Consider the following 22,653-nt stretch of genomic DNA (forward strand, 5'->3'; position numbering starts at 1 on the left):
CGGCGATCTCCGTGCTCGCACCAGCGGACACTGCCATGACCGATCGAGCCCGCGCGGCGGCCCGGGCACACTTCCGCGGCGGAACTGCTGATCAACTCCCGCGGCCTTACCGCGGAGATGTCCGACGGCGTCATCTGGCACGGCGTGATCTGGAGGTGACGCGGCGGGCCGTCCCCGAAGGGGTCGGGGGCGGCCTGTCCGTCAGGAAGCCGCTGCGGCCGCCTCGGCCAGCGCCTTCTCGTCTTCCTCCCCGAAGGTCTCCTCCAGTTGCTCCGGCGAGTAGTCCAGGTCGATCTGCTCCACCGGCGTCCCGCGGGCCGACTCGATGGCGCCCAACCGCCGTTGCGCGCGGTCGGCCGCGTACTGGAGCAGCTCCTGTGGGTCGTTGTCGAAGGGGACTTCCTCGAACTGGTCCTGCACCCACTGGATCATGTTGAGCGCGTGGGGCAGCAGTTCGCCCATGCGCTGCTGCACGGCGTCCCACATCGAGTCGTCGGCGGCGACGTGGCGGCGGCAGGTGAAGGTGCCCCACGCCATGTGGCGGCGTTCGTCGTCGCCGATGTGGCGGACGAGGTCCTGCATGCCGGGCAGGATCTGGTTCTGGGTGCAGATGAGCTGCCACGAGTAGTAGCCCGTCAGCGCGAGGCTGCCCTCGATCACGTGGTTGTACGTGACGCTCGCGCGGATCTGGTTGAGGGGACTGGGATCGTCCTCCAGGGCGCGCAGCGACCGCGGCAGCTCTTCGTAGAAAAGCTTGCGGTAGTGGGGGTTTTCGGCGACGTACGGGTGCAGATCGTCGTCGAGGCCGACGGCGTCCATCCAGCGGCGGAAGACCTCGACGTGCTTGGCCTCCTCGAAGCAGAACTGCGTCAGGTACATCTCGTCGCCGAAGCGGCCGGTCGAGGACATCGCGCGCATGAAGGGCTGGATGTCCTCCGTCACGGCCTCCTCGCCGGCGATGAACTGCGCCACGAGGTACGTCGTCGAGCGGCGCTGCTCCGGCGTCAGGCTTTCCCAGCCCTCGCGTTCGCGGCTGAAGTCGAGGTCGGCGGGGTTCCAGAACTTCTTGTTGCCCTTCACGAACAGGCGCAGCGGGAACGAGTCCCAGTTGAGCCCACCCTTGCGCAGCGACGAAAACCCGCTGCGCAGCTCGGGAAGCGTGTCCGTCATGTCCGGCCCTTTCGTGTCACTCCGTTGTGGACGAATCTGTGGACGATTTCGTGGACGAGCGTGTCGGCGAATCCGCCAGGAAGCTCTCGATCGCCGGCGCCAGAACCGCCACCACGGCGTCGGCCGCTTCGGTCGCGGAGTGCGTCGGCAGCACCAGGTGGCTCAGGGACAGCCGCACCACCGTCTCCGCCAGCAGTGCGGCGGACTTCTGCGACAGGCGGGGCTCCAGCGAGCGGTACTGCTCGGTCGCTAGGTCGGCGGCGGCCGTGAGGATGGGCTCGCCCTTGGTGGTGAGCAGGGGGAGCAGGTCCTCGCCCGCCTCCGTGCCGAGCGCGGCGGCGACAAGCCGGTTCTCGCGGGCGTGCTCGATCGTGTAGACGACGGCGCCGTGGATGCCGGGGATCAGCCCGTCGGCGTTCTCGAAGCGGCGGCGGATTCCGTCGAGGAACTCCGCCGCCGTGCGCAGCGCCACGGCCTGTGTGAGCGCCGCCTTGCTGCCGAACTCGTTGTAGACGGTCTGCCTGCTCACGCCGGCGCGCGCCGCGACGTCGGCCATGCGAAGCGCCTGGTAGCCGCGGTCGGGGAGCAGGTCCGCGGCCGCGTCGAGCAGTGCTTCGCGCAGCGATGCCTTGGTGCGCTCGGTGAAGCTCGTCACACCGCCAGCTTGACACAGATCGAGGTCGTGTCAAGAAGGTTTACTGGCCACGATCGGATGTACAGGGCGGTTCTGTCGGTGGTCCCCGCTACCGTGGCGGACGTGGGCATCACCGTGGGCTTCGACCTGGACATGACACTGATCGACCCGCGGCCGGGCATGGTCGCGGCGATGAACGCGCTGGGCGTGGAGTCGGGCCTGTCGCTCGACGGCGAGCACTTCGCCGCCAACCTCGGCCCGCCGCTCGACGACATCCTGCGCGGCTTCGAGGCGCCCGAGGAGCGGATCCCGGGTCTCGTGGACCGGTTCCGCGCGCTGTACCCCGGCCTCGTCGTGCCGAGCACCGTCGCGCTGCCAGGAGCGGCGGAAGCGCTGAAGGCCGTGCGCGCGGCGGGCGGGCGCACGCTCGTGGTCACCGGCAAGTACGGGCCCAACGCGCGCCTGCACGTCGAGGCGCTCGGGCTGGAGGTCGACGAGCTCGTGGGCGAGCTGTGGTCCACGCAGAAAGCCGTGGCGCTCAAAGAGCACGATGCGCGGGCGTATGTCGGAGATCACCTCGGCGACGTCCGGGGTGCCCGCGCGGCCGGCGCGCTCGCAGTCGGCGTCACCACCGGGCCGTGCACGAGGGAAGAACTGCTCGCCGAGGGAGCCGACGTGGTGTTCGGCTCGCTGGCGCAGTTCCCGGAGTGGTTCGCCGGCGCGTTCTGAGGCTCAGCCGTGCTTGCCGGCGCGCGCCTCGCGGACCAGCGCGATCAGGCCGAGCAGCAGGCCCAGTGGCGTCACCACGCCGGCGACCGCGCTGAGCCACACCGGCAGGTTCTCCAGACCGGCGGCGAACATCACGAACACGGCCAGCACGGCGAGCAGCCCGATGGCGAACAGGCCGATCCCGATCCGCATGAGGATCGGTTTGCCCGCGGTCTGCTTTGCTGCGTTGTCCATGGCGCTGAGGGTAACGGCCGTATCCGCTTCTCCCCAGGGCATGTGGCGAGATACGCTAAGCGGACGCGCGCCCTGGGTACGCCCGGGGCGCGTTCGTCGTGAGCAGCACAGCAGAAGGACTGGTGAGGGAAGTGCCGACCGGCAAGGTCAAGTGGTACGACGCGGAGAAGGGGTTCGGGTTCGTCACGCAGGACGGCGGAGCCGACGTCTACATCCGCAAGGCCGCGCTGCCGCAGGGCGTCGAGGGGCTCAAGGCCGGGCAGCGGCTGGAGTTCGGCGTCGCCGACGGCCGTCGCGGGCCGCAGGCGCTCTCCGTCCGGCTGCTGGACCCGCCGCCGTCGGTCGCCGAAGCGCGCCGGCGTCCCGCCGAGGAGCTGCACGGCCTGATCGAGGACATGATCAAGCTCCTCGAGCTGAAGGTCCAGCCCGACCTGCGTCGCAACCGCTACCCGGATCGCAAGAACACCAAGCAGATCGCGGAGATCTTGCGCGCGGTCGCCCGGGACCTGGATCCCTAAACCCGCGTCGGACGCTGGGGTGAAGGGCATCTCGACGGGTGCCCTTCACCCGTCGTGCCGTCAGGCGGGCTGAACCTGCAGCGACCACAGGGCCGAGGTGATCGGCTCCGCATCGTTGGGGTCACCCGTGCGGCTGACCACGGTGGCCTGCGCGATCTCCACCACCACGATCTGGTCGTCCTTGGTGGGCGGCGTCGCGGTGTAGGCGTAGCGGTCGCCGCTGGTGATGATGTCTTCCTTCAACGGCTGGGGCTGGCCCTTGCCGTTGACGAACTGCACCGTCACCTTCCACGGACCTTCCGCGACCTCCTTCGGCACGGAGATCTGCACGGACTTGCCCGGGCGCAGCTTCAGCGTGCCCGCGGCGCCGGGGTTGGCGGCGCAGATGCCGGTCTTGACGTCGCAGTTGCCGATGGGCCCGACGTTGATCGTGTGCCCATCGCCGTAGAACGTCACCTCGGCCGGCCCGGGCGCCGAGCAGCCGGCCACGGCGAGACCACCGGCCGCGAGCACGGCCACCAATCGGGAACGTCGCATGGTCCGAAGATTACCGGCGCTCTCGCGGCAGACCCTGCGCGGGGAAGCTGCCGGTCGGTTCGGGCCGCAGTGGCCGGTTTCCGCCCAGCCCCGGCAGGAGCGAACCGCCGCGCTGCACGAGATAGGTCTGCGTGAGGCCGACGGCGAGCAGCACCGTGACCACGAGGAAGCCGATCCAGTACGTCGGCGGCAGCAGCAGGCCCACGGCACCGCCGATGCACCAGGCCAGCTGCAGCACCGTTTCCGAGCGCCCGAACGCCGACGCGCGCGACTGCTCCGGCAGGTCTTCCTGGATCACGGCGTCGAGGCTGATCTTCGCGAGCGCGCTCGCCGTGGCGCCGACGAGGCTGACGACCGCGGCCGTCGCGAGTCCGGGCAGGAGGGTGGCGATGAGCGTCACACCTGTGCACGCGGTTACGCACCACACGATCACCTGGTCCGGCGCGCCGAACTGCAGGCGCGAGCCCAGCGCGTTGCCGACGAAGCCACCCGCTCCGGCCGCGGCGCCGATGATGCCCAGCAGGAGCAGCTGCATGAACGGGCTGTGGCCCGTGCCCTCCGTCTGCGCCTTCACCGCGAACGCGGCGAACATCATGAGGAACCCGGTGAGCACGCGCACGGATCCGTTGCCCCACAAGGCGACCACGATGTGGCGGCCCATCGGCTGGCGTTGTTTCTTCTGCTTCGGCTCGGGCCGCGCCGACAGCGACGTGGGCACCTCGCCCTCGGTCACCTCGACCCACGACGGGATTCGCATCGACTGCACGGCCGCGGCCACGCAGATCAACGCGGTGAACCACAGCGCGCCCGCGGAACCGCTGATCGCGTTGACGCCGCTGGCCAGCCCGCCGAACACGCCTGCGGCGACGAGGCCGAAGATCGTGAGCCGCGCGTTGGTCTTCGACAGCGTGATCTCCGGCGGCACCACGCGGGGCGTGATGGCGGCCTTGAGCACGGTGAACGACTTCGACAGCACCATCATCCCGAGCGCGGCGGGGTAGAGCAGCCAGTCGTCGAAGTGCAGCGCCATCACCACGGCCATGAGGCCCTGGCCGATCGACGCCACGCACATCGCGAGCCGGCGGCCGCGCTGGATCTTGTCCAGCGCCGGGCCGATCACGGGCGCGACGAGCGCGAACGGCGCGATGGTGATCAGTAGGTACAGCGCCACTTTGCCCTTGCTCTCGCCGCTGGTGGCGGCGAAGAAGAGCGTGTTGGCGAGCGCGATGGCCATTGCGGCGTCGCTGGCGTAGTTGAGCATCACCGCGTACATCAGCGACGTGAGGCCCGACTTGTCCGCGCCGTCGGCCTTGGTGGCGCGCTGGAACATGCCGATGGCCTGTCCGCTCAGCTGCCGGCTGCGCAACGCGGCGACGCGCGTGACGGTGATCTTCTTCGGCAGCTTCGGGATCGAGCCGGCACCGGGGACCGCGGTGGTGCGGAGTTCTTCGTCACGTTCGGGGTCGACGCGCGGCTCGCCGGCGTAGCCGCCGGTGTCGTAGTGCTCGTATTCGCCGCTGCCGGGCCGGGGATTGTCCTGGCGTGGCCGGACGGGTTCGGTGCGGTGGTCTTGCGGCGGGTACGGCCGCGCCCCCCTGGATGGCGGCGGCCGGTGGCCGAGGGGGACGGCGCCGGTGGGGGCCTCGTCGGCCGTCGGGGTGCGGGGCTCGTCGTAGAACGGGCTTCGGGCGCGCGGCTCCCGGCCTTCGGCGGGGATGCGCTCAGGACGGGGACGGGGCTCGTACCGCTCTTCGTATCGCTCAGGACGGGCGCGGGGCTCGTACCGCTCTTCGTATCGCTCAGGACGGGCGCGCGGCGGGTCGGCCGGGACGCGCCGGGTCGGGGGCTCTGCCGGGACGCCCCGGGTCGGTGGTTCGACCGGGTGCGCGGCGGGGTCGACGTGGGTGGGCTGCGGCGAGTCGCGCCAGGAGCGGGCCTGGGCGGCGCTGGGCTCCGGCGTCCACTTGCGCTTGGACTTCCGGCCGCGACCCTTGCCCGACCGCCCGGAGAAGGTGCCGTCGGGTTCGGAGTGCGAACCGAAGAGTGCCACGCGTCAATCCTGCCTCATCCGGGTGCCGTTCCGCCCGATCACGTGCCGTTCTGTGTCCCGGCGGCGCCGGCGGGTACGAACTTCACCCGGTACATCGCGGGCCAGAGCTTGCCCGTGACGAGGAATTCGTCGGTGCCGGGGACGGCCGCGATGCCGTTGAGCACGTCTTCTCCGGGGTTGACCGGGGTGCGAAGTCCGCCGGCGTCGATGCGTCCGGTGATGTGTCCGGTTTTGGAATCGATGCGCAGGATGGTGCCGGTTTTCCACACGTTCGCGTACACGGTGTCACCGACGCACTCGAGTTCGTTGAGCTGGTCCACTCCGACGTCGACGCTCCCGGTGACCGCAAACGTCTGCGGGTCACGGAACGTGAGCTGCGAGGTGCCGTTGCTCATGACCAGACGCCCGCTGGGCTGGTGGCACAGGCCCCAGCCCTCGCCGTTGAAGGGCACGCGGCGCAGCTCCGCCAAGGTTTTCGAATCGCGTTCGATGGCGAAGCCGTCCTGCCAGGTCAGCTGCCACAGCTTGGGCCCGAGGATCGTGATGCCCTCCGCGAACAGCGGCGACGGCAGCGCCACGCGCGTGGTGGACGTCTGACCGGCGGGGCCGGCGGTGAGCGCGGACTCGCCGGAGAGGCCGCGGCTCTCGTACAGCGTCGTGCCGGCGAACTCGAGGCCCTCGGTGAAGGCCGACGTGTCGTGCGGCAGCGTCTGCAGCACCTGCACAGTGAGGTCTTCGGGCGGGGGTTGTGTCGCCTGCGTGCCGGCGCAACCGCCGAGCAGGGCCACCGCCAGCAGCGGCCAGATCAACCGGGTTCGCGTGGGGGGAGTGCGCACGGGAACAGCCTGGCACGGGCGGCGCGGATGCGTGCGGCACAATTGGGGTCATGACGTTGCTGTTGACCCTGGACGACGGCTCTATCCAGCGGAAGCTCGCGGACGCGGAAGACTTTGCGCGCGAAGCTGTGCTGGCGGACGCCCCGGCCGAGCAGGTCGGCGAGCACGTCGGCGTGACCTCCGAGGACGCCGTCTCGGCGACCCACCTGTTCGAGGCGTCGGTGCCCGGCTACCGCGGCTGGCGCTGGGCCGTGACGGTCGCCGTCGCCGGCCTGGACGAGCCGGTGACCGTGAGCGAGCTCGCCCTCCTGCCCGGCCCGGACTCCCTGGTCGCACCCACGTGGGTCCCCTGGGAGCAACGCGTGCGCGCCGGCGACCTCGGCGTGGGCGACATCTTCCCCACCGACAAGGACGACCCGCGCCTCGCGCCCGCGTACCTGCTGTCCGACGACCCGGCCGTCGAAGAGGTCGCCCACGACGTCGGCTTGGGCCGCGTCCACGTCCTGTCCCGCTACGGCCGCCAGGACGCCGCCACCCGCTGGCACGGCGGCGAGTTCGGCCCGCGCTCCGACATGGCCCGGAGTGCTCCGGCGACTTGTGGGTCCTGTGGGTTTTTCGTGCCGCTCGCCGGGTCTCTGCGCGGGGCGTTCGGGGTGTGCACCAACGACATCGCCCCGGCGGACGGCCATGTGGTGGACGTCGAGTACGGGTGCGGGGCGCATTCCGAGGTGGAGGTGGAGATCACCTCGTCGATCCCGGTGGCGGAACTGGTTTATGACGACTCGTTGATCGACTTCGTTTCGGATGCTGAGCCTGAGGCCTCGCCGGCGGCGGCTGCTGCTTCGTCGGAGGAGGCTTCGTCGGCTGCCGCTGAAGAGGCTTCCACCGTGGCGACGGTGGAGCCGGAGGCTGCTGCTGAGGTTGCCGCTGTTGAGGTGGCGCTTGAGGAGACTGCCTCGGCTGGGATCACCCCGGCCGCCGAAACCCTCACGACGAACGCGGCCGCGGAGACGGCTTCGGCCGCTTCTTCGGACACGACCGCCGCCGGGCAGCCCGCGGCCACGGTCTCTGCCGAGCCGGCCGCCGATGCGGTGGACTCGATCGCCGTCGCCGAGCCGACCGCGGTCACCCCGGCGCCGGATGCAGCTGCCGACGCTGCGGCCGTGACCTCGCAGCCTGAGGCGACTGTCTCTGTCGAGTCGGCTGCGGCGGCCCCGGCTCCGGGGGCTCCCGCCGACGCTGCGGCCGTGACCTCGCAGCCCGAGGCGGCTGTCTCTGCGGAGCCGGCTGCGGCGACTCCCGCGGCCGAGGCTGGAACTGCGGACCCGGAGGCGATTGCCTCGGCCGAACCGGCCGCGACGACCTCTGCACCGGAGGCGGCTTCCGCCTCCGAAGCGGCAGGGTTGCCGCCGGCTGCCTTGCCCGAGGTCGAGGCTGCCGAGCCGGCGGTGGAAGAAGCGCCTGCGGACTCGGCCGTTGAAGTTGCGACTTCGCAGGCGGCTCCCGCCACCGAGTCGCTCGCGGAGGCTTCGGCCGACTCGATCGCCGAACCGGCTGCGGTCACCCCGGCTCCGGATGCAGCTGGCGACGCCGCGGCTGTGACCTTGGAGCCCGAGGCCGCTGCCCCCGCTGAGCCGGCTGCTGCGGCCTGGGAAGCGGTGGGGCTGTGGGCTGATCACACCGCCGAGCAGGGTTCGGAACCGGCCGGCGAGGTTCACGCCGGAGCTTCTGAGGAAGCTGCCACCGAGTCGGCAGCGCAGGATGGCGCGGGCGCGGAAACCACAGCGGTCGCCGACCTTGCGGCGCCCGAGGCCCAGGCGGTTTCCGCGGCAGACGAGATCGCGGACAGCGCGGCGCCGGAAGCGGCGACGGTCGAGGAGTCGGCTGCGGAGTCGTTCGAGGAAGCTGCCGGCGATTCTGCGGAACCCGCCGATGCAACGAACGCGACCGAAGCCACCAACGTCGCTGAAGCGCGCGAAGGCGCCGAAGCGATCGGAGTGAGCCGGGCAGCTGAAGCTGGCCAGGCTGGCGACGCCAGCACGGTGGCCGAAGCGCACACAGCGACCGAAGCCGCTGAAGTGGCCCAGGTTGCCGAAGCGAGTGAAGGCGCCGAAGCCGGCGAAGCAGTCCACGCCGCCGAAGCTGGACAGGTTGGCGAAGCGGACCGCGCCGCCGAGGTGCAGGCCGCCGAGGTGCAGGCCGCCGAGGTGCAGGCCGGCGAGGGTGACCGGGGTGCTGAGAGTGGTGACGGCCCCCGGTGAGTGAGGGCGTGGGGGCGGATCCGTTCGGGACGGGGCGGCTGCGCGAGGCGATGTTGCGCGCGTGGCGGGACTCGCCGACGCGGTTTGTGGAGGACACCAACGCCGAGCGGGATCTGAGGGTTGGGGCGTATCGCGATCGGCTGTTCGTGGAGCTGGCGCAGAACGCGGCGGACGCGGCGCAGGCGGCCGAGACCCCCGGCCGGGTCAGGGTGTCCGTTGTGGACGGTGAGCTGAGGTTCGCCAACACCGGGGCGCCGCTGGATACGCGCGGTGTGGAGTCGTTGGCGTCGTTGCGGGCGTCGGCGAAGGAGCGGCTGGACACGGTCGGGCGGTTTGGCGTCGGGTTTGCCGCGGTGTTGACCGTGTCCGACGAGCCGCGGGTCGTGTCGGCGGGAGGTGGGGTGCGGTTCTCCGCGGAGCGGACGCGGGAGGCGGCCGGGCGGGACGGGGATGTGCCCGTGCTGAGGCTGCCGTGGCCTGCCGAGGAGGCTCCGCCGGAGGGGTTCGACACGGAGGTGCGGCTGCCGCTGCGGGAGCCGGAGAGTGGGAAGGCGCTGCTCGACGCCCTCCAGGAAGAGATTTCCGACCTTCTGCTCGCCTTGCCGTGGTTGGGTGAGGCTGAAGTGGACGGTCGCGTTTGGACGCGCACCGGCACGGATCAGGTGGAGATCGCCGGGCCCGAGAAGAGCCGAAGGTGGCTGACGCACGAGGGCTGGGCCGTGCCGATCGATGCGGACGGGGTGCCGCAGCCGCTGGGCGAAGACGTGTTGCACGCGCCGACGCCGACGGATGAGGCGTTGTCGCTGCCGGCGCGGTTGATCGCGCCCGTGCCGCTGGAGCCGTCGCGGCGGAGGGTGTTGCCCGGGGCGGCGCTGGACGAGGCGATCGCAGCGGCGGCGAAGAAATACGTCGGGCTCGTCAGGGCTGTGCCGCAGGAGCATCGGTTCGTGCTGGTGCCCCAGGCCGGATTCCCGCGGTCCACAGTGGATGCGCAGCTGAGGGATCAGGTTTTCGCCGAGCTGTCGACGCAGCCATGGCTGTCCATAATGGACAACAAGGAGGTGTCCGGCCGGCAGGCGAAGGTGCTCGACGTCGACGTGCCGGACTTGCCGCCACTCTTGGCCGACCTCGTGCCGGGCCTGGTGGCCGCGCCGGCGGGGGCGGCGCGGGCGCTGAAGCCCGTGTCGGCGCAGGCGATCGGCGTCGAGGACGTGCTGGAGGTGCTCACCGGGATCGACCGTGAACCCGGTTGGTGGCACCGGCTGTACGCGGCGCTCGCCGTGGCCGTGGACACGCACGACGTGTCGCCGGCACAGCTCGACGGGCTCCCGGTGCCGCTGTCCGACGGACGCACGCTGCCCGGTGCGCGCGGCACATTGCTGCTCGACGGGTCAAACGAGCTGCTCGAACTCCTGTCCGATGTGGACGTTCCGGGACTGCGGCTCGTGCACCCCGCCGCAGCGCACCCGTTGCTGGAACGCTTGGGCGCCAAGCACGCCGACGCCCGCCAGCTGCTCGAAGCCGAGCAGGTGCAGTACGCCGTGGAACGCAGCGTGGAGGACGTCCGGTCCGGTTTGGACGGGATGAACCTCGCGGGCGCCGTGCTGCGGCTGATCGCGGAGTGCGGTGACGACGCGCCGGAGTGGGCCGGTGCGCTCGCCCTCCCGTCCGAAGACGGCTGGCGCCGGGCAGACGAGCTCGTGCTGCCTTCGTCTCCTCTTCTCGACGTGTTCGACCCTGAAGTGTTCGAAGAGGACGGTGCCCTGTCCGTTCTCGACGAGGAGTTCGCCGAGGACTGGCCACAGCCGACACTCGAAGCGGTCGGCGTGCTCGACTCGTTCGCCGTCGTCCGCGACGAAGAGCCGCACGAGCCCGACCACGGTCTGCCCGACGAAGACACGTGGTGGGACTCGGCCGAACCGACGACTGTCCTGGCGATCAGAGACCTCGACCTCGTCGCCGACGACGCCTGGCCGGCCGCGCTGCGCCTCATCGCCGCGCGCCCGGAGACGTGGCAGGCGCTGCACACGCCCGAAGGCCACGCGGGCTGGTGGCTCGCCCGCTACGCCCTGCTCGCCGGCGAAGCCCCCGGCTCCTGGCGCCTGCCCGCCGCGGCCGACCTCGCGGGCCTCTACGACGAGGTGCCCGACCTCGAGCTCACCGTCGAGCTGCTCCAGGCCGCCGGCGTCCGGACCACGCTCGACCTCGCGACGGCCGAAGACGTCACCGATCTGCTCGACCGCCTCGGCGACCCCGCCCGCACGCTCACGCCGGGCCTCGCCGCGCGCGCCCACCGCGCGCTCGTGCAATCGCCCGTGGACGTCGACGACCTCGACGCCCCGGTCCGCGTCCGCACGGCCGACGCGAGCGTGGCAGACGCCGACAAAGCCGTGGTCCTCGACGTCCCGTGGCCGGCGTCCGCGCTGCCGGCGACCAAGATCGTCGCCGCCCCCGAAGACCCCGAACGCCTCGCCGAACTGCTCGACGTCCCTCTCGCCGGCGCCCTGCCGAACGAGGTGACCAGCGCCGGCGAGTACGTCGCCTGGGCCGACCTGCCCGCGATCCGCCTCGTCGCCGACCAGCTCGGCCTCACCGTGCCCGAGGGCGGCCCGCTGCTGCACGACGCGCTCACCGTGACCGTCGACGGCACCACCGCCGACGTCCCGTGGTGGTCGGACGAGGACAACCGGCTCCACGCCGCCGACACGTCGGAAGGTCTGGCCCGCGCGTTCGCCTGGGCCACCGACCACTGGGCCGAGCGCTACCGCATCACCGCACTGCTCGACGACCCGGCGCCGCACACGTTCCTGAACTAGAGGCGCTGTGTCGAACCAAGCCGTTGCACCGAACTGGAGCCGCGGTGCCGAACTGGAGACGTGGCGCCGAACTAGAGACGTTGCGCCGACTTTGACCCCCGCCGGGCCGCCGCGCGCTGCCAGAAGATGATGCCGAAGCCGATGAACCCCAGGACGATCCCGGCGAACGCCGTCCACACCCACACCCCGTCGGCGACGAAAAAGAGCACCACCAGCGCGACGGCCCACAGCGAGGTACCTACGATCACCACCGGGGTCAGGTCGGTCAGGCGCTTGGGCAGGTCCGGCGTGTGCCGCAACGAGCCCGTAACCTCCGCGGGATTGATCGGTTCATCCACGTGGTGAAGGGTACCCCCGGGCGTTCACGGAACGAGCACGACAGCAGCGAGCAAGACAGGGGCACGGCATGACGGATCAGCGCGAGCGGGAGACCGTGTCCACTCTGGACCGGTTCTTCAAGATCACCGAACGCGGCTCCACGGCCGGGCGGGAGATCCGCGGCGGCGTCGTCACGTTCGTGACCATGGCCTACATCGTGGTGCTCAACCCGCTCATCATCGGCAGCTTCGCCGCGGGCACGCCCTCGGCGCACGCCGACGTGCTCGGCCACATCCTGCCCGTGCCGGCCGTGGCCGCGGTGACGGCGCTGGTCGCCGGTGTGATGACGATCCTGATGGGCCTGATCGCCAACTACCCGTTCGCCATCGCCACCGGTCTGGGCCTCAACAGCCTGCTCGCCGTCACGCTCGCACCCCAGATGACCTGGCCCGAGGCCATGGGCCTGGTGGTGATCGAGGGCGTGATCATCGTCCTGCTGGTCCTCACCGGCTTCCGCACGGCCGTGTTCCGCGCGGTGCCGCCGGCGCTCAAGTCGGCGATCGCGGTCGGCATCGGCCTGTTCATCTGCCTCATCGGGCTCGTCGACGCCGGTTTCGTGCGCCGCCTGCCCGACGACGCGCACACGACCGTCCCGGTCGGCCTCGGCATCAACGGCTCGGTCGCCTCCTGGCCGACGGCCGTGTTCGTGGTCGGCCTGCTGCTCACCGCGATCCTCGTGGCGAAGAAGGTCAAGGGCGCGATCCTCATCGGCGTGCTGGGCTCGACCGTGCTGGCCATCGTCGTCGAGGCGATCGTGAAGGCCGGGCCGTCGAACGGCACAAATCCCAAGGGCTGGAACCTCGGCTACCCGGCGCTTCCGTCGAACGTTCTGGGCATCCCCGACCTGTCGCTGGTCGGCGACGTGTCCTTCGGCGCGTGGACGCGGCTGCCGATCATCACCGTCGTGCTGCTCGTGTTCACGCTCGTGCTCGCCGATTTCTTCGACGCCATGGGCACCATGACCGGCCTCGGCAAGGAAGCCGGCTTGATCGGCAAGGACGGCCAGCTCCCCAACGTCGGGCGCGCCCTGTTCGTCGAGGGCCTCGCCGGCGCGGCCGGTGGCTTCGGCTCGGCCAGCTCCAACACCGTCTTCGTCGAGTCCGCCTCCGGCATCGCGGAGGGCGCGCGCACGGGCCTCGCCAACGTCGTCACCGGTGTGCTCTTCCTCGCCGCCATGTTCCTGACGCCGCTCTACCAGATCGTGCCCGTCGAGGCCGCCGCGCCGGCGCTGGCGGTCGTGGGCGCGCTGATGATGGGACAGGTCCGCGAAATCGATTTCACGGACTTCTCGATCGCGCTGCCGGCCTTCCTGACGATCGTCGTCATGCCATTCACCTACTCCATCGCCAACGGCATCGGCGCGGGCTTCGTGAGCTACGTCGTCATCCGCGCCGCCACCGGCAAGGCCCGCCAGGTCCACCCGCTGATGTGGGTGATCGCGGTGGCGTTCGTGGCCTACTTCGCGGTGGGTCCGATCCAGGCGGCGTTGAGCTGAGCGTGATCGCGGAGGGTGGCGGGGTTCACCCTTCGGCGCCATTTTCGTGAGGTAAGCTAACTATATGTCCGGCGACACGCATGAGCGCTCCCTGGCGAGCCGCCTGCGTCTCGCGGTGGTCCGGCTCAACCGCCGGCTCCGGGCACAGCGCGTGGGCGACGACGTGACGTTGACACAGACCGCGGCGCTGTCCACCTTGCACAAGTGCGGCCCGCTGACGCCTGGTCAGCTGGCCGCCAAGGAAGGCGTCCAGCCGCCCTCGATGACGAGGGTCATCGCCGCGCTCGAGGAGATGGGGTTCGTCGAGCGGCGCCCGCACCCGACCGATGGCCGGCAGGCCATCGTCGAGCTGTCCGACAGCGGCATGGCCTACGTGAAGAAGGCCATTTCCGTCCGGGAGGCGTGGCTGGATCGGCAACTGGCCGAACTCGGCGAGGAAGAGCTGGAAGTGCTCTCCCGCGCCGCTGAGATCATCGACAGGATGGCGGGGAACTAACACCGGTGGCGACCACGGGTAGCGAAGCAGAGCGTACGACCGAAACCATTGCTACCCGGGACACGGCGCCACAGCCGGCCAGCCCGCCCGCGTCCGGACCACCCGGCACCCCAGCGCAGCGCACCCCGAGCCTGCCCGACGGCGCCGATCACGTGCGCAAGGAACCGGCCGAACCCGACAGACCCGCGGAGCCCAAGCGCGGCAAGGGCATGTTCGCGTCGCTGCGCGTGCGCAACTACCGGCTGTTCTTCACCGGCCAGGTCATCTCCAACGTCGGCACCTGGATGCAGCGCATCGCCCAGGACTGGCTGGTGTTCCAGCTCTCGGGCAACAACCCGGTCGCGCTGGGGATCGCCGTCGCGTTCCAGTTCACGCCCACACTGCTGCTGTCGCTGCAGGCCGGCGTGATCGCGGACCGCGTGGACAAGCGGCGGCTGCTGATCCTCATCCAGAGCGTCAACTGCTTGCAGGCGACGCTGCTGGGCGTACTGAATCTGACCGGTGTCGTGCAGATCTGGCACGTGTACCTGCTGTGCATGATGCTCGGCATCACCTCGGCGATGGAGGTGCCGACGCGGCAGTCGTTCGTGGCCGAGATGGTGGGCCGCGACCAGATCGCCAACGCCGTGGCGCTGAACTCGTCGATCTTCAACCTGGCGCGCATCGTCGGCCCGGCCATCGCCGGGTTCGCGATCACCTGGGTGGGCACCGGCTGGCTCTTCATCGCCAACGCGGTGAGCACGATCGCCGTGGTCACCGGGCTGGCGATGATGAACCCCGCCAAGCTCTTCCGCGGCCCCGCGATCCCCCGCGCGAAGGGCCAGCTCATGGAGGGCCTGCGCTACGTGCGCCACCGCTCCGACCTGGTCACGGTGATGGTGCTGATGTTCTTCGTCAGCACGTTCGGGATCACCTACTTCACGTCGCTGCCGATCGTCGCCGCCAACGTCTTCCACACCCAGGCCGACGGTTACGGTCTGTTGTCCACGCTGGTCGCCGTGGGGACCTTCGTGGGCGCGCTGTTGTCCGCGCGCCGCGGGATCAAGAGCCGGCCCCGCGTGCGGCTCATGCTGATCTCCGGCGCGCTGCTCGGCCTGTTCGAGTTCGTCACGGCGTTCATGCCGACGTACCTGACCTTCGGCCTCGGCCTCATCCCGCTCGGCTTCGCCACCATCACGTTCCTGAACACGGCCAACGCGCTGGTGCAGACGTCCGTCTCGCCCGAGATGCGCGGCCGCGTGATGGGCATCTACGTGCTGGTGCTGATCGGCGGCAACCCGATCGGCGGTCCGATGACCGGCTGGATGGCCGACGCGTTCGGCGGCCGCTCGCCGTTCTACATCGGCGGTGCGATCTCCCTGATCGCCGCCGTGGTGTGCGCGCTGGTGCTCATCCGGCGCGGCGGCGTCTCGCTGCCCGTGCGCCGATTCGGCAACGGCCTGCGTGTGCTCAAACGCGAACGCGTCTGACCTGCGGCTTCGAAGGGCACCTCGGTTCGCCGGGGTGCCTTTCACGTTTTTCGGGGACTTTTCACGCCCTCACCCGGACGAGTGAGAGGTGGGTCTCCGCAAGAGGGGGCTTGCCGGAGCTGCTGAGGTTAGGCTAACCTCATACACGTCCGCTTCGTGGTGGGAGCGGCAGTCAGTTCGGGAACGGACGGAGCCCCGCACCTGGGAACCCCAGGAGCGGGGCTCCGTTCATATACGAGGGTCTTGGGCAAAGCGTCCTTCACCGGCTCAGGACGGGTTCATGGTCGGGTCGGCCGCGGGCTCCGTCAAGGGGTACTCACCTGGTGGGGTCGGCAGCCGCGAGAGCTCCAGGCCGAAGTACACGCGGTACGCGGTGCGCACGGCGTCGTCTGTGCCCAGCGGCAGCTCGTTGCGCACGCCGTCGACCGTCTCGATCAGCCGGTTCCCCGACAGCGTCACGCGGCCCTGAGACGTCGGGCGCGAGCACGTGAGCCGCCGGGTGAAGCCCGAAAGCGGCGACGTCGACTGCCACCACGCCATCGGCACGAAGTCCGTCAGCGGCCGCGTGCGCGCCTCCAAGCGGTACACGGGCTCACCGTCCATGACCACGTCCACGTCGCCGAACGGGGCGTCCAGGAAGAGGAACTCACCGTCCGGATCGGCCTGGACCTCTACGGCCGAGAGGCGCAGCGGGCCACGGCTGAAGCGGCCGAAACCGACGTCCACCAGCCACTGTTCGCCGTCGAGCTCCACGACCACGGCCGCGTGGTCCAGCGGCGGCCCGGGCTTGCCCTCGTCGGTGAAAACCTGCGCGCCGCGCAACGCGGCGTCGAAGCCGAGCTCGCGCAGCAAGGCCGAGAAGAGCCCGTTGAGCTCGTAGCAGAAGCCGCCGCGCCGGCGGCGCACAATCTTGTCGAACAGCGCTTCCTCGGTCAGCTCGATGGGTTCACCGAGGTGCACGCTCAGGTTTTCGAACGGCACGCGTTCGAGGTGGCGCTCCTGCAACTGCCGAAGGGCCGCGAGGTCGGCCTTGGCGGGCAACGCGAGGTCGAGGCGGGCGAGGTAGGCGTCGACGTCCATGACCCCAGCCTCACACCTGGAGTGCACTCGAAGTCAAGCGAGAAACGAAAAACGGGGTCCTCCGAGAAGGAGAACCCCGCTTTGCCGAGATGGCAGGCTCAGCCGAGCAGCAGGCCGTTGCCGCCGGCGACGGCGTTGTCGAAGCGCTTGCTGATCTCACCCCAGTTGAAGATGTTCCACAGGGCCTTGACGTAGTCCGGCTTCACGTTCTTGTAGTCCAGGTAGAACGCGTGCTCCCACACGTCGACCAGCAGGATCGGCGTGGTCGGCAGGATCAGGTTGTTGTGGTGGTCGCGCAGCTGCTGGGTGATCAGCGTCTTGCCGATCGGGTCCCAGGAGAGCGCACCCCAGCCGTTGCCCTGGATCGTGGTGGAGACGGCGGTGAACTGCGCCTTGAACTTGTCGAAGGAGCCGAACGCGTCGTCGATCGCCGCGGCCAGTTCGCCGGTCGGCTTGTCGCCGCCTTCCGGGGAAAGGATCTTCCACCAGACGACGTGGTTCGCGTGGCCGGCCAGGTTGAAGGCCAGCGTGGTCTCGAGACCGACGATGTTGCCGAAGTCGCCGGCTTCGCGCGCTTCCGCGAGCTTGTCGAGCGTGTCGTTCGCGCCCTTGACGTAGGTCGCGTGGTGCTTGCTGTGGTGCAGCTCGTTGATCTGACCGGAGATGTGGGGCGCGAGAGCGCCGTAGTCGTAGTCGAGATCGGGCAGGTTGTACCGGGCCATTGGCCCTCCTTCAGTCTTCGACACAAGTTCCTACTACCGAACCTAGTAGCACACCCGGGTTCGCGGCGACCGGGGGCGGCCTCCGTGCCACTGGGTGGACCCACTCGTTCGGCCACTGCGTACCCGGGTGGGCACTGTGCGAAACCGAGCTTTGTACCTCCACCAAACTGGAGGTCAACTTCTTGTGATCAGCCTCATCCGCCCGGGCGTCAGGCGAGCCGGTAGCGGTCCAGGCCGAGTGCCAGCTCGTCGAACACGGCGACGTTGTGCTCGAAGGCGACCAGTGTCTCGTTGATCACCCGGGCGCGGGCGTCGTCGTCCCACGGCGCGGCGTCGAGCTTCGCGCGGTAGCGGTCGCGGAACGCGGGCGCGCTGCCGATCTCGTCGAAGTGGTAGAACAGCGAACCCGCCTGGGCGAGGTCGAAGTTCTTCTCCAGCAGCCGCCGGATGATCTGGCCGCCCGCGATGTCACCCAGGTAGCGCGTGTAGTGGTGCGCCACGTACCCGCCGGCCCACGCCGACGCTTCGGCGATGCGCGCGGCGTACGCCTCCGTGCTGGCGAGCGGCCGGATCTCGGTGCGCCAGGCCGGCCCGGCGAGGCGCGTGAGGTCGCGCTCGAGCGCGGGCAGCCGGCGCAGCTCGTCGAACACGAACTCGCGGCCCACGGCGTCATCGATCATCGTGTCGCTGACGCGCTCGATGGCCTGGTAGATGAAGTAGTACTGGATCGCGAGCTGCGTGTAGCCCTCCAGCGAGAGCTCGCCGCCGAGCAGCGCGTTCATGTATGTGGAGTGGTTGGCCCGGTCGTGCACGCCCCTGGTCGACTCCCGCAGCTGTCCGGAGAACGGCCGGGCTTCGAGCTCAGTGGTCACCGACATGGCGGCACCTCTCTTTCTGACAAGCTGTCAGATAGAGCGTAGGCCACGATGGGGGCTTAGGCTACCCTAAATTGAACCGTGATCCGGAAGTTCACTCGAACCGACGGCCTGCAAGACGAACTGCACGGCCGCCTCGATCACGCCGGCCAGCCGCTCGGCGGGCACGTCGATCACCTGCCGTGTCCCCAGTGCCGCGGTGATCATGGGGACCACCACGTCCACGTCCTGCGCGGGCCAGCTGCCGGCGCCGACGCCCGCGAGCAGTACCGCGCGCAGCTGCCCGGTGATCGGGTCGGCGTGGGCGCTGATGCGCCGGTAGGCCGCGGGCGCGAGCGCCGATTCCAGCGCGCCGCCGGGCGGCAGGTGGTGCTCGGCGAGCACGTGCAGCTGCAGCCGGACGAACGTCGCCAGCTGCGCGATCGGGTCCGTCTCGGCTTCCACGGCCGCGCGCAGCCGCTCGACGTAACGCGCCGCCTCGTCCTCGACGAACGCGACGAGCAGGCTTTCCTTGTCGGGGAAGTGGTTGTACAGCGCGGTCCGACCCAGCCCGGCCTCGGCGGCGACGCCGGCGAGCGTGATCGCGTCGAAGCCACGCTCGTACAGCTGCGCGCGCAGCACCTCGAACACCCGCGCGCGAACCTCGCGCCGGTGCGCTTCGAGCGAGCCGCCGAGTACCTTCGGCACCGTTGTTCCCCTGCCTGCCTGAGACCTGCTCCAGCCACCCTAAGGCCGGACGGGGGCTCGTACTCAGTCGGTGAGCGACCAGGTGTGCACGGGTTCGCCGGCGGCCGAGAGCTCGAGGTAGCGGCCCAGCATGCGGTTGAGCGCCGTCTCGCGGTCGGCGCCGCGGTCCTGCGCGCGCAGCACGTAGTCGCGCTGCCAGGCGGCGCCGCTGCGCCGCGCGAGGCAGCGCCGTTCGATCACGCCGAGGTACTTCACGCGGGCCTCGTCGGACACGCCGGAGCGGCGCAGGCCCTCGTGGGCGAGCGGCAGGAGCACGCGCAGCGCGAGCTCGTCTGGCGGGATCCAGCCGATGCCCGGCCAGTACAGCTGCGCATCGAAGCCCTTGCGCGCGCCCGCGTAGAGGTTCTCCTCCGCGGCCTGGAACGACATCTGCGTCCACACCGGGCGTTCCTGCTCGGCCAGCGCACGCTGGGCGCCGTAGAAGAACGCGGCGTTGGCCACGATGTCGACGATCGTGGGCCCGGCCGGCAGCACGCGGTTCTCGACACGCAGGTGCGGCAGGCCGTCGACGACGTCGTACACCGGCCGGTTCCAGCGCCAGATCGTGCCGTTGTGCATGCGCAGCTCGGTGAGCTTCGGCGCCTGGCCCGACTCCAGCGTCTCGATCGGGTCTTCCGTGTCGGTCTGCGGCAGCAGGCCCGGGAAGTACCGCACGTTCTCCTCGAACAGGTCGAAGATCGACGTGATCCACCGCTCGCCGAACCACACCCGCGGGCGGACGCCCTGGTTCTTCAGCTCTTCCGGGCGGGTGTCGGTGGCTTGCTGGAACAGCGGGATGCGCGTCTCGTGCCACAACGCCTTGCCCAGCAGGAAGGGCGAGTTGGCGGCCAGCGCCGTCTGTACGCCGGCGAGGCACTGCGCCGCGTTCCAGTGCGCGGCGAATTCCTCAGGCGCCACCTGGAGATGCAGCTGAACCGACGTGCACGCGGCTTCCGGCAGGATGGATTCCGCGAAACTGCGCAGCCTTTCCGGCTGTTCGCCCGGAAGCGCCGCGCCGTCCATGGAAAGCGCGATTCGCTCACCGCGCGCGGCGAAGATCTGGTCGTTCAGCGACGAATACCGTGCGTTGTTGGTGAGCCATTTCTGATCGAAGTGTTCTTGACGCAGTGTCGGCAGGATCCCGATCATCGCGAGTGTCGAACCGGCGTCGGTGGCCTTGGCTGATGCTTTGCCGAGGTATGCGCGCAGATCGTCTTCCAGCTGCAGAGCCGAATCGCCGGCGAGCGGGCGCGGCGGCACGTTCAGCTCGAGGTTGTGCTGCCCGAGTTCAGTGGTGAACGACGGGTCGTCGAGCGCTTCCAGCACCGCCGTGTTGGTCATCGACGGGCGCAATTGCCCGTCGACGAGGTTCAGCTCCACCTCGAGCCCGATATTCTTGCGGGGAAAGGAAAAGCTGCCGTCCGTGAGCATCCGGGCGAGCGTGTCGAGACAGCGCTGGACCTTGCGGCGGTACCGTCCTCGGTCCAGCTGGTCGAACGGTTTCGCCGAAAGATCGGTACCCATGTCTGACGCGCTCCTTGGCTGCTGTCCGCAGGTGTCCGGGCGGGGACTGCCAGGCCGCCCACGGTCGCACAGTGCGGCGCATCCGGGCTAGCGGCCAAACTGGTGCTCTCCGTCACGGGGGGTTGACTGTGCGCAAAAATGGCCCATTCGTACCAGAGTTATCCGGTCGTTCGGACCAGCTTTGTACCGGGCGGGGTCCCGGCATGCGGATGTCACACTGTGCGGTGTGGCTGAACTGATCTTCACCGAGGATCCCGAAGATCCCCGGCTCGACGATTTCCGCGACTTGTCCACTGCGGACCGGCGACCGGACCGTCCCGGTGGGCGGGGACTCGTGATCGCGGAAGGCGCCGTAGTGGTCGAGCGGATGCTCGCTTCGCGGTACCCCGTGCGAGCGTTGCTCGGCGTGGAACGGCGGGTGCGTGACCTCGACCTTTCCGGCGTCGACGCGCCCGCGTATGTGACTTCGGCGGAGACGATGGCTTCCGTGGTGGGGTTCCACCTCAACCGCGGGGTGCTGGCGGTGGCCGATCGTCCGGCGCCGCCCGCGGTTTCGGAGATCATCGCCGGGGCGCAGGTGCTCGCCGTGCTCGAAGGAGTCGGCGACCACGAGAACCTCGGTTCGATCTTCCGCAACGCGTCCGCGCTCGGTGTCGACGGTGTCCTGCTCGGGCCGGGTTGTTCGGATCCGCTGTACCGGCGCAGCGTGCGCGTGTCGATGGGCCACGTGCTCCGCGTGCCCTTCGCTCCGCTGGACGGGTGGCCCGACGGACTGAACCTCTTGCGGGAAAGCGGTTTCACCGTGGCGGCGCTCACACCGCGGCCGGGATCCGTTCCGCTGCGCGGACTGCGCGAGAAGGTCGGCGAGCGCGTGGCGCTGATGCTCGGCGCCGAGGGACCCGGGCTCACCGAGGAGGCGATCACGGCGGCGGATCTGGCCGTGCGCATCGAGATGGTGCCGGGCGTCGACTCGCTGAACGTCGCCACCGCCGCCGCGGTCGCGTTCCACGAGGTCGCCGCCACGCGTTGAGGTGCTCACCCTTCCGGGATACCCATTTCGCGCCGGTAACCACAGGCGGAGATGTCGATCGGTCAACGACGTTGGTCCGTCCGGCCTCGCCCGCGCGGCAACCCTTGGCATCGGCGGGCCTGCGCGGCTATTTTCGCGCGGTGATCAACATTCGGGTGAGCCGGATTTCGCCGGCTGTTGATCTGGGCATGGAGTCCGACGACTTCGAGGCCCCTGCGGCCGGGTTCGCGAACTCGGCGCACCCGATCGACGCCGAGCACAGCGTGTGATGGCGGCGGGGGCGGCACGCCGGTGGCGGTGGAGGAGTTGCTCGACGCGCGGCTCTGAGTTCGGGCGCTTTCCGCGCCGGGTGCCGGTCCCGCCGGGAGGCTCGCGGGGCTTACGCTGCTGCGGGCAGGTGCGGGCAGACGCAGTCGCGTTCGACGGCAGGCACCTGCGGGTGGGAAATGCCCAGCGGGAGGACGTCAGTGGAGCTGCGGATCCGGGGCGAGCGCGCAGTGCTCGCCGGCCCGGGTGGCGAGGGTGCGCGCGAAGTCGACCCGCGGCGGTTGGCGATCGGGCCGGACCTGGCGCAGGCGCTGCACGAGTGGGCGCGCGTCGCGTCGGCGGTGTCGCGGGCGGGGGGCGACGCGGAGGTCGCGACGTCCGTCGTGTCGCAGCGGGGGCGGCAGCTGGCCGGGCGGCTGGCGACGGTGATGGGGACGACGGTGCGGTTCGTGGATCCGGTGTCCGGCGTCGAGACGGTGATCGACCCGCCCGCGCGCGTGGTGGCGCGGCGGCGTGGGATGCCTGGAGCCGCGACTGAGCCGACGCCTTGGCTGACCGGGCTGACGGTGTCGGCGTTCGCCGCGGTGCTCGTCGCCGTGGCGATGCTCGCGCTGGCGGGAACCCTCGCACGCGAGACGAGCGCGTGGATCGCGGTGGTGGCGTCGGTCGTGGTGACGGCCGGGATCGGGCCGTCGCTGTGGCTCGGGCGGCGGCTGCCGATCGTGCGGTGGGCGGTGTACGGCGCGGGCGCGGGGATCATCGCGGCGTGGTTGGGTGTGCTGGCGATCGTGCTCTGACCGGCCGAT

The 22,653-nt window shown here is 70.2% G+C and carries 21 protein-coding genes and 1 pseudogene; 10 read left to right on the forward strand and 12 right to left on the reverse strand.

Translation table 11 applies throughout. The features are described 5' to 3' along the window. Positions 1-201: 201 nt before the first annotated feature. Together AB0383_RS25270 and AB0383_RS25275 are read right to left on the reverse strand one after the other, a co-directional pair. Positions 202-1,170, reverse strand: coding sequence for a R2-like ligand-binding oxidase (locus AB0383_RS25270; RefSeq protein ID WP_364180326.1), 969 nt, complete (start codon positions 1,168-1,170; stop codon positions 202-204). Between the two features lie 16 nt (positions 1,171-1,186). Beyond that, positions 1,187-1,825, reverse strand: coding sequence for a TetR family transcriptional regulator (locus AB0383_RS25275; RefSeq protein ID WP_364180327.1), 639 nt, complete (start codon positions 1,823-1,825; stop codon positions 1,187-1,189). 102 nt (positions 1,826-1,927) lie between these two features. Here AB0383_RS25275 and AB0383_RS25280 point away from each other — a divergent pair, with 102 nt between their 5' ends. Beyond that, the gene (locus AB0383_RS25280) at positions 1,928-2,533 is read left to right on the forward strand and encodes an HAD hydrolase-like protein (protein ID WP_366188706.1); all 606 of its coding nucleotides are present in this window, start codon (positions 1,928-1,930) and stop codon (positions 2,531-2,533) included. Positions 2,534-2,536: 3 nt separating this feature from the next. On the opposite strand, the gene AB0383_RS25285 is transcribed toward AB0383_RS25280, so the two are convergent. Further along, positions 2,537-2,767: a hypothetical protein gene (locus AB0383_RS25285; protein WP_220244600.1), complete on the reverse strand. Its 231-nt coding sequence runs from the start codon at positions 2,765-2,767 to the stop codon at positions 2,537-2,539. A gap of 131 nt (positions 2,768-2,898) precedes the next feature. On the opposite strand from AB0383_RS25285, the gene AB0383_RS25290 reads away from it, so the two are divergent. Next, positions 2,899-3,285 (forward strand): cold-shock protein, encoded by a 387-nt coding sequence (locus tag AB0383_RS25290; protein ID WP_364180520.1) that lies wholly within the window; start codon positions 2,899-2,901, stop codon positions 3,283-3,285. Between the two features lie 60 nt (positions 3,286-3,345). Here AB0383_RS25290 and AB0383_RS25295 read toward each other — a convergent pair whose 3' ends face one another. From AB0383_RS25295 to AB0383_RS25305, 3 genes are read right to left on the reverse strand one after another with little or no spacing between them, the layout of a single operon-like run. Then, the gene (locus AB0383_RS25295; RefSeq protein WP_220244599.1) at positions 3,346-3,822 is read right to left on the reverse strand and encodes a DUF2771 family protein; all 477 of its coding nucleotides are present in this window, start codon (positions 3,820-3,822) and stop codon (positions 3,346-3,348) included. Positions 3,823-3,832: 10 nt separating this feature from the next. After that, entirely contained in the window at positions 3,833-5,872 is a 2,040-nt protein-coding gene (locus AB0383_RS25300; RefSeq protein WP_366188707.1) for an MFS transporter, read from the reverse strand. 38 nt (positions 5,873-5,910) lie between these two features. Then, complete coding sequence (locus AB0383_RS25305; protein WP_366188708.1) at positions 5,911-6,708, reverse strand: glutaminyl-peptide cyclotransferase; 798 nt, start codon at positions 6,706-6,708, stop codon at positions 5,911-5,913. A gap of 50 nt (positions 6,709-6,758) precedes the next feature. Here AB0383_RS25305 and AB0383_RS25310 point away from each other — a divergent pair. Further along, positions 6,759-7,502, forward strand: a pseudogene (locus AB0383_RS25310) (DUF3027 domain-containing protein); the annotation flags it as partial. A gap of 1,517 nt (positions 7,503-9,019) precedes the next feature. Next, positions 9,020-11,785, forward strand: a complete 2,766-nt coding sequence (locus AB0383_RS25315) for a molecular chaperone Hsp90 (RefSeq protein ID WP_366188763.1) — start codon at positions 9,020-9,022, stop codon at positions 11,783-11,785. 71 nt (positions 11,786-11,856) lie between these two features. Here the strand turns inward: AB0383_RS25315 and AB0383_RS25320 are convergent, their stop codons facing one another. Beyond that, on the reverse strand, positions 11,857-12,084 hold the full coding sequence (locus tag AB0383_RS25320; protein WP_220247183.1) for a DUF2530 domain-containing protein: 228 nt from the start codon (positions 12,082-12,084) through the stop codon (positions 11,857-11,859). Between the two features lie 107 nt (positions 12,085-12,191). Between AB0383_RS25320 and AB0383_RS25325 the strand changes: the two genes are divergently transcribed. The 3 genes from AB0383_RS25325 (at position 12,192) to AB0383_RS25335 (ending at position 15,623) form a co-directional block, all read left to right on the forward strand. Beyond that, complete coding sequence (locus AB0383_RS25325; RefSeq protein WP_366188709.1) at positions 12,192-13,658, forward strand: NCS2 family permease; 1,467 nt, start codon at positions 12,192-12,194, stop codon at positions 13,656-13,658. Between the two features lie 64 nt (positions 13,659-13,722). After that, positions 13,723-14,154 carry a MarR family transcriptional regulator gene (locus AB0383_RS25330; protein WP_364180336.1) on the forward strand — a complete coding sequence of 144 codons (432 nt, stop codon included), beginning with the start codon at positions 13,723-13,725 and terminating at the stop codon, positions 14,152-14,154. Between the two features lie 209 nt (positions 14,155-14,363). Next, entirely contained in the window at positions 14,364-15,623 is a 1,260-nt protein-coding gene (locus AB0383_RS25335; protein ID WP_220247182.1) for an MFS transporter, read from the forward strand. Positions 15,624-15,890: 267 nt separating this feature from the next. Here AB0383_RS25335 and AB0383_RS25340 read toward each other — a convergent pair whose 3' ends face one another. The 5 genes from AB0383_RS25340 to AB0383_RS25360 all read right to left on the reverse strand — a co-directional run bounded on the left by AB0383_RS25340 (position 15,891) and on the right by AB0383_RS25360 (position 20,550). Continuing rightward, complete coding sequence (locus AB0383_RS25340; protein WP_364180338.1) at positions 15,891-16,703, reverse strand: arylamine N-acetyltransferase; 813 nt, start codon at positions 16,701-16,703, stop codon at positions 15,891-15,893. Between the two features lie 98 nt (positions 16,704-16,801). Continuing rightward, entirely contained in the window at positions 16,802-17,425 is a 624-nt protein-coding gene (locus AB0383_RS25345) for a superoxide dismutase (RefSeq protein WP_364180340.1), read from the reverse strand. Between the two features lie 209 nt (positions 17,426-17,634). Further along, positions 17,635-18,303 carry a biliverdin-producing heme oxygenase gene (locus AB0383_RS25350; RefSeq protein ID WP_364180342.1) on the reverse strand — a complete coding sequence of 223 codons (669 nt, stop codon included), beginning with the start codon at positions 18,301-18,303 and terminating at the stop codon, positions 17,635-17,637. Between the two features lie 66 nt (positions 18,304-18,369). Then, a complete protein-coding gene (locus AB0383_RS25355; protein ID WP_364180344.1) occupies positions 18,370-18,987 on the reverse strand; it encodes a TetR/AcrR family transcriptional regulator in 618 nt (205 codons plus the stop codon). Between the two features lie 63 nt (positions 18,988-19,050). After that, entirely contained in the window at positions 19,051-20,550 is a 1,500-nt protein-coding gene (locus AB0383_RS25360) for a glutamate-cysteine ligase family protein (RefSeq protein ID WP_364180345.1), read from the reverse strand. A 226-nt stretch (positions 20,551-20,776) separates the two neighbouring features. Between AB0383_RS25360 and AB0383_RS25365 the strand changes: the two genes are divergently transcribed. From AB0383_RS25365 to AB0383_RS25375, 3 genes are all read left to right on the forward strand, one after another. After that, positions 20,777-21,580 (forward strand): RNA methyltransferase, encoded by an 804-nt coding sequence (locus AB0383_RS25365; RefSeq protein WP_366188710.1) that lies wholly within the window; start codon positions 20,777-20,779, stop codon positions 21,578-21,580. Positions 21,581-21,720: 140 nt separating this feature from the next. After that, on the forward strand, positions 21,721-21,849 hold the full coding sequence (locus AB0383_RS25370; RefSeq protein ID WP_364180348.1) for a hypothetical protein: 129 nt from the start codon (positions 21,721-21,723) through the stop codon (positions 21,847-21,849). A gap of 198 nt (positions 21,850-22,047) precedes the next feature. Continuing rightward, positions 22,048-22,644, forward strand: coding sequence for a DUF2537 domain-containing protein (locus AB0383_RS25375; RefSeq protein WP_364180524.1), 597 nt, complete (start codon positions 22,048-22,050; stop codon positions 22,642-22,644). Positions 22,645-22,653: the final 9 nt, after the last annotated feature.

The organism is Amycolatopsis sp. NPDC051373, from assembly GCF_040689465.1.
Taxonomy (GTDB): domain Bacteria; phylum Actinomycetota; class Actinomycetes; order Mycobacteriales; family Pseudonocardiaceae; genus Amycolatopsis.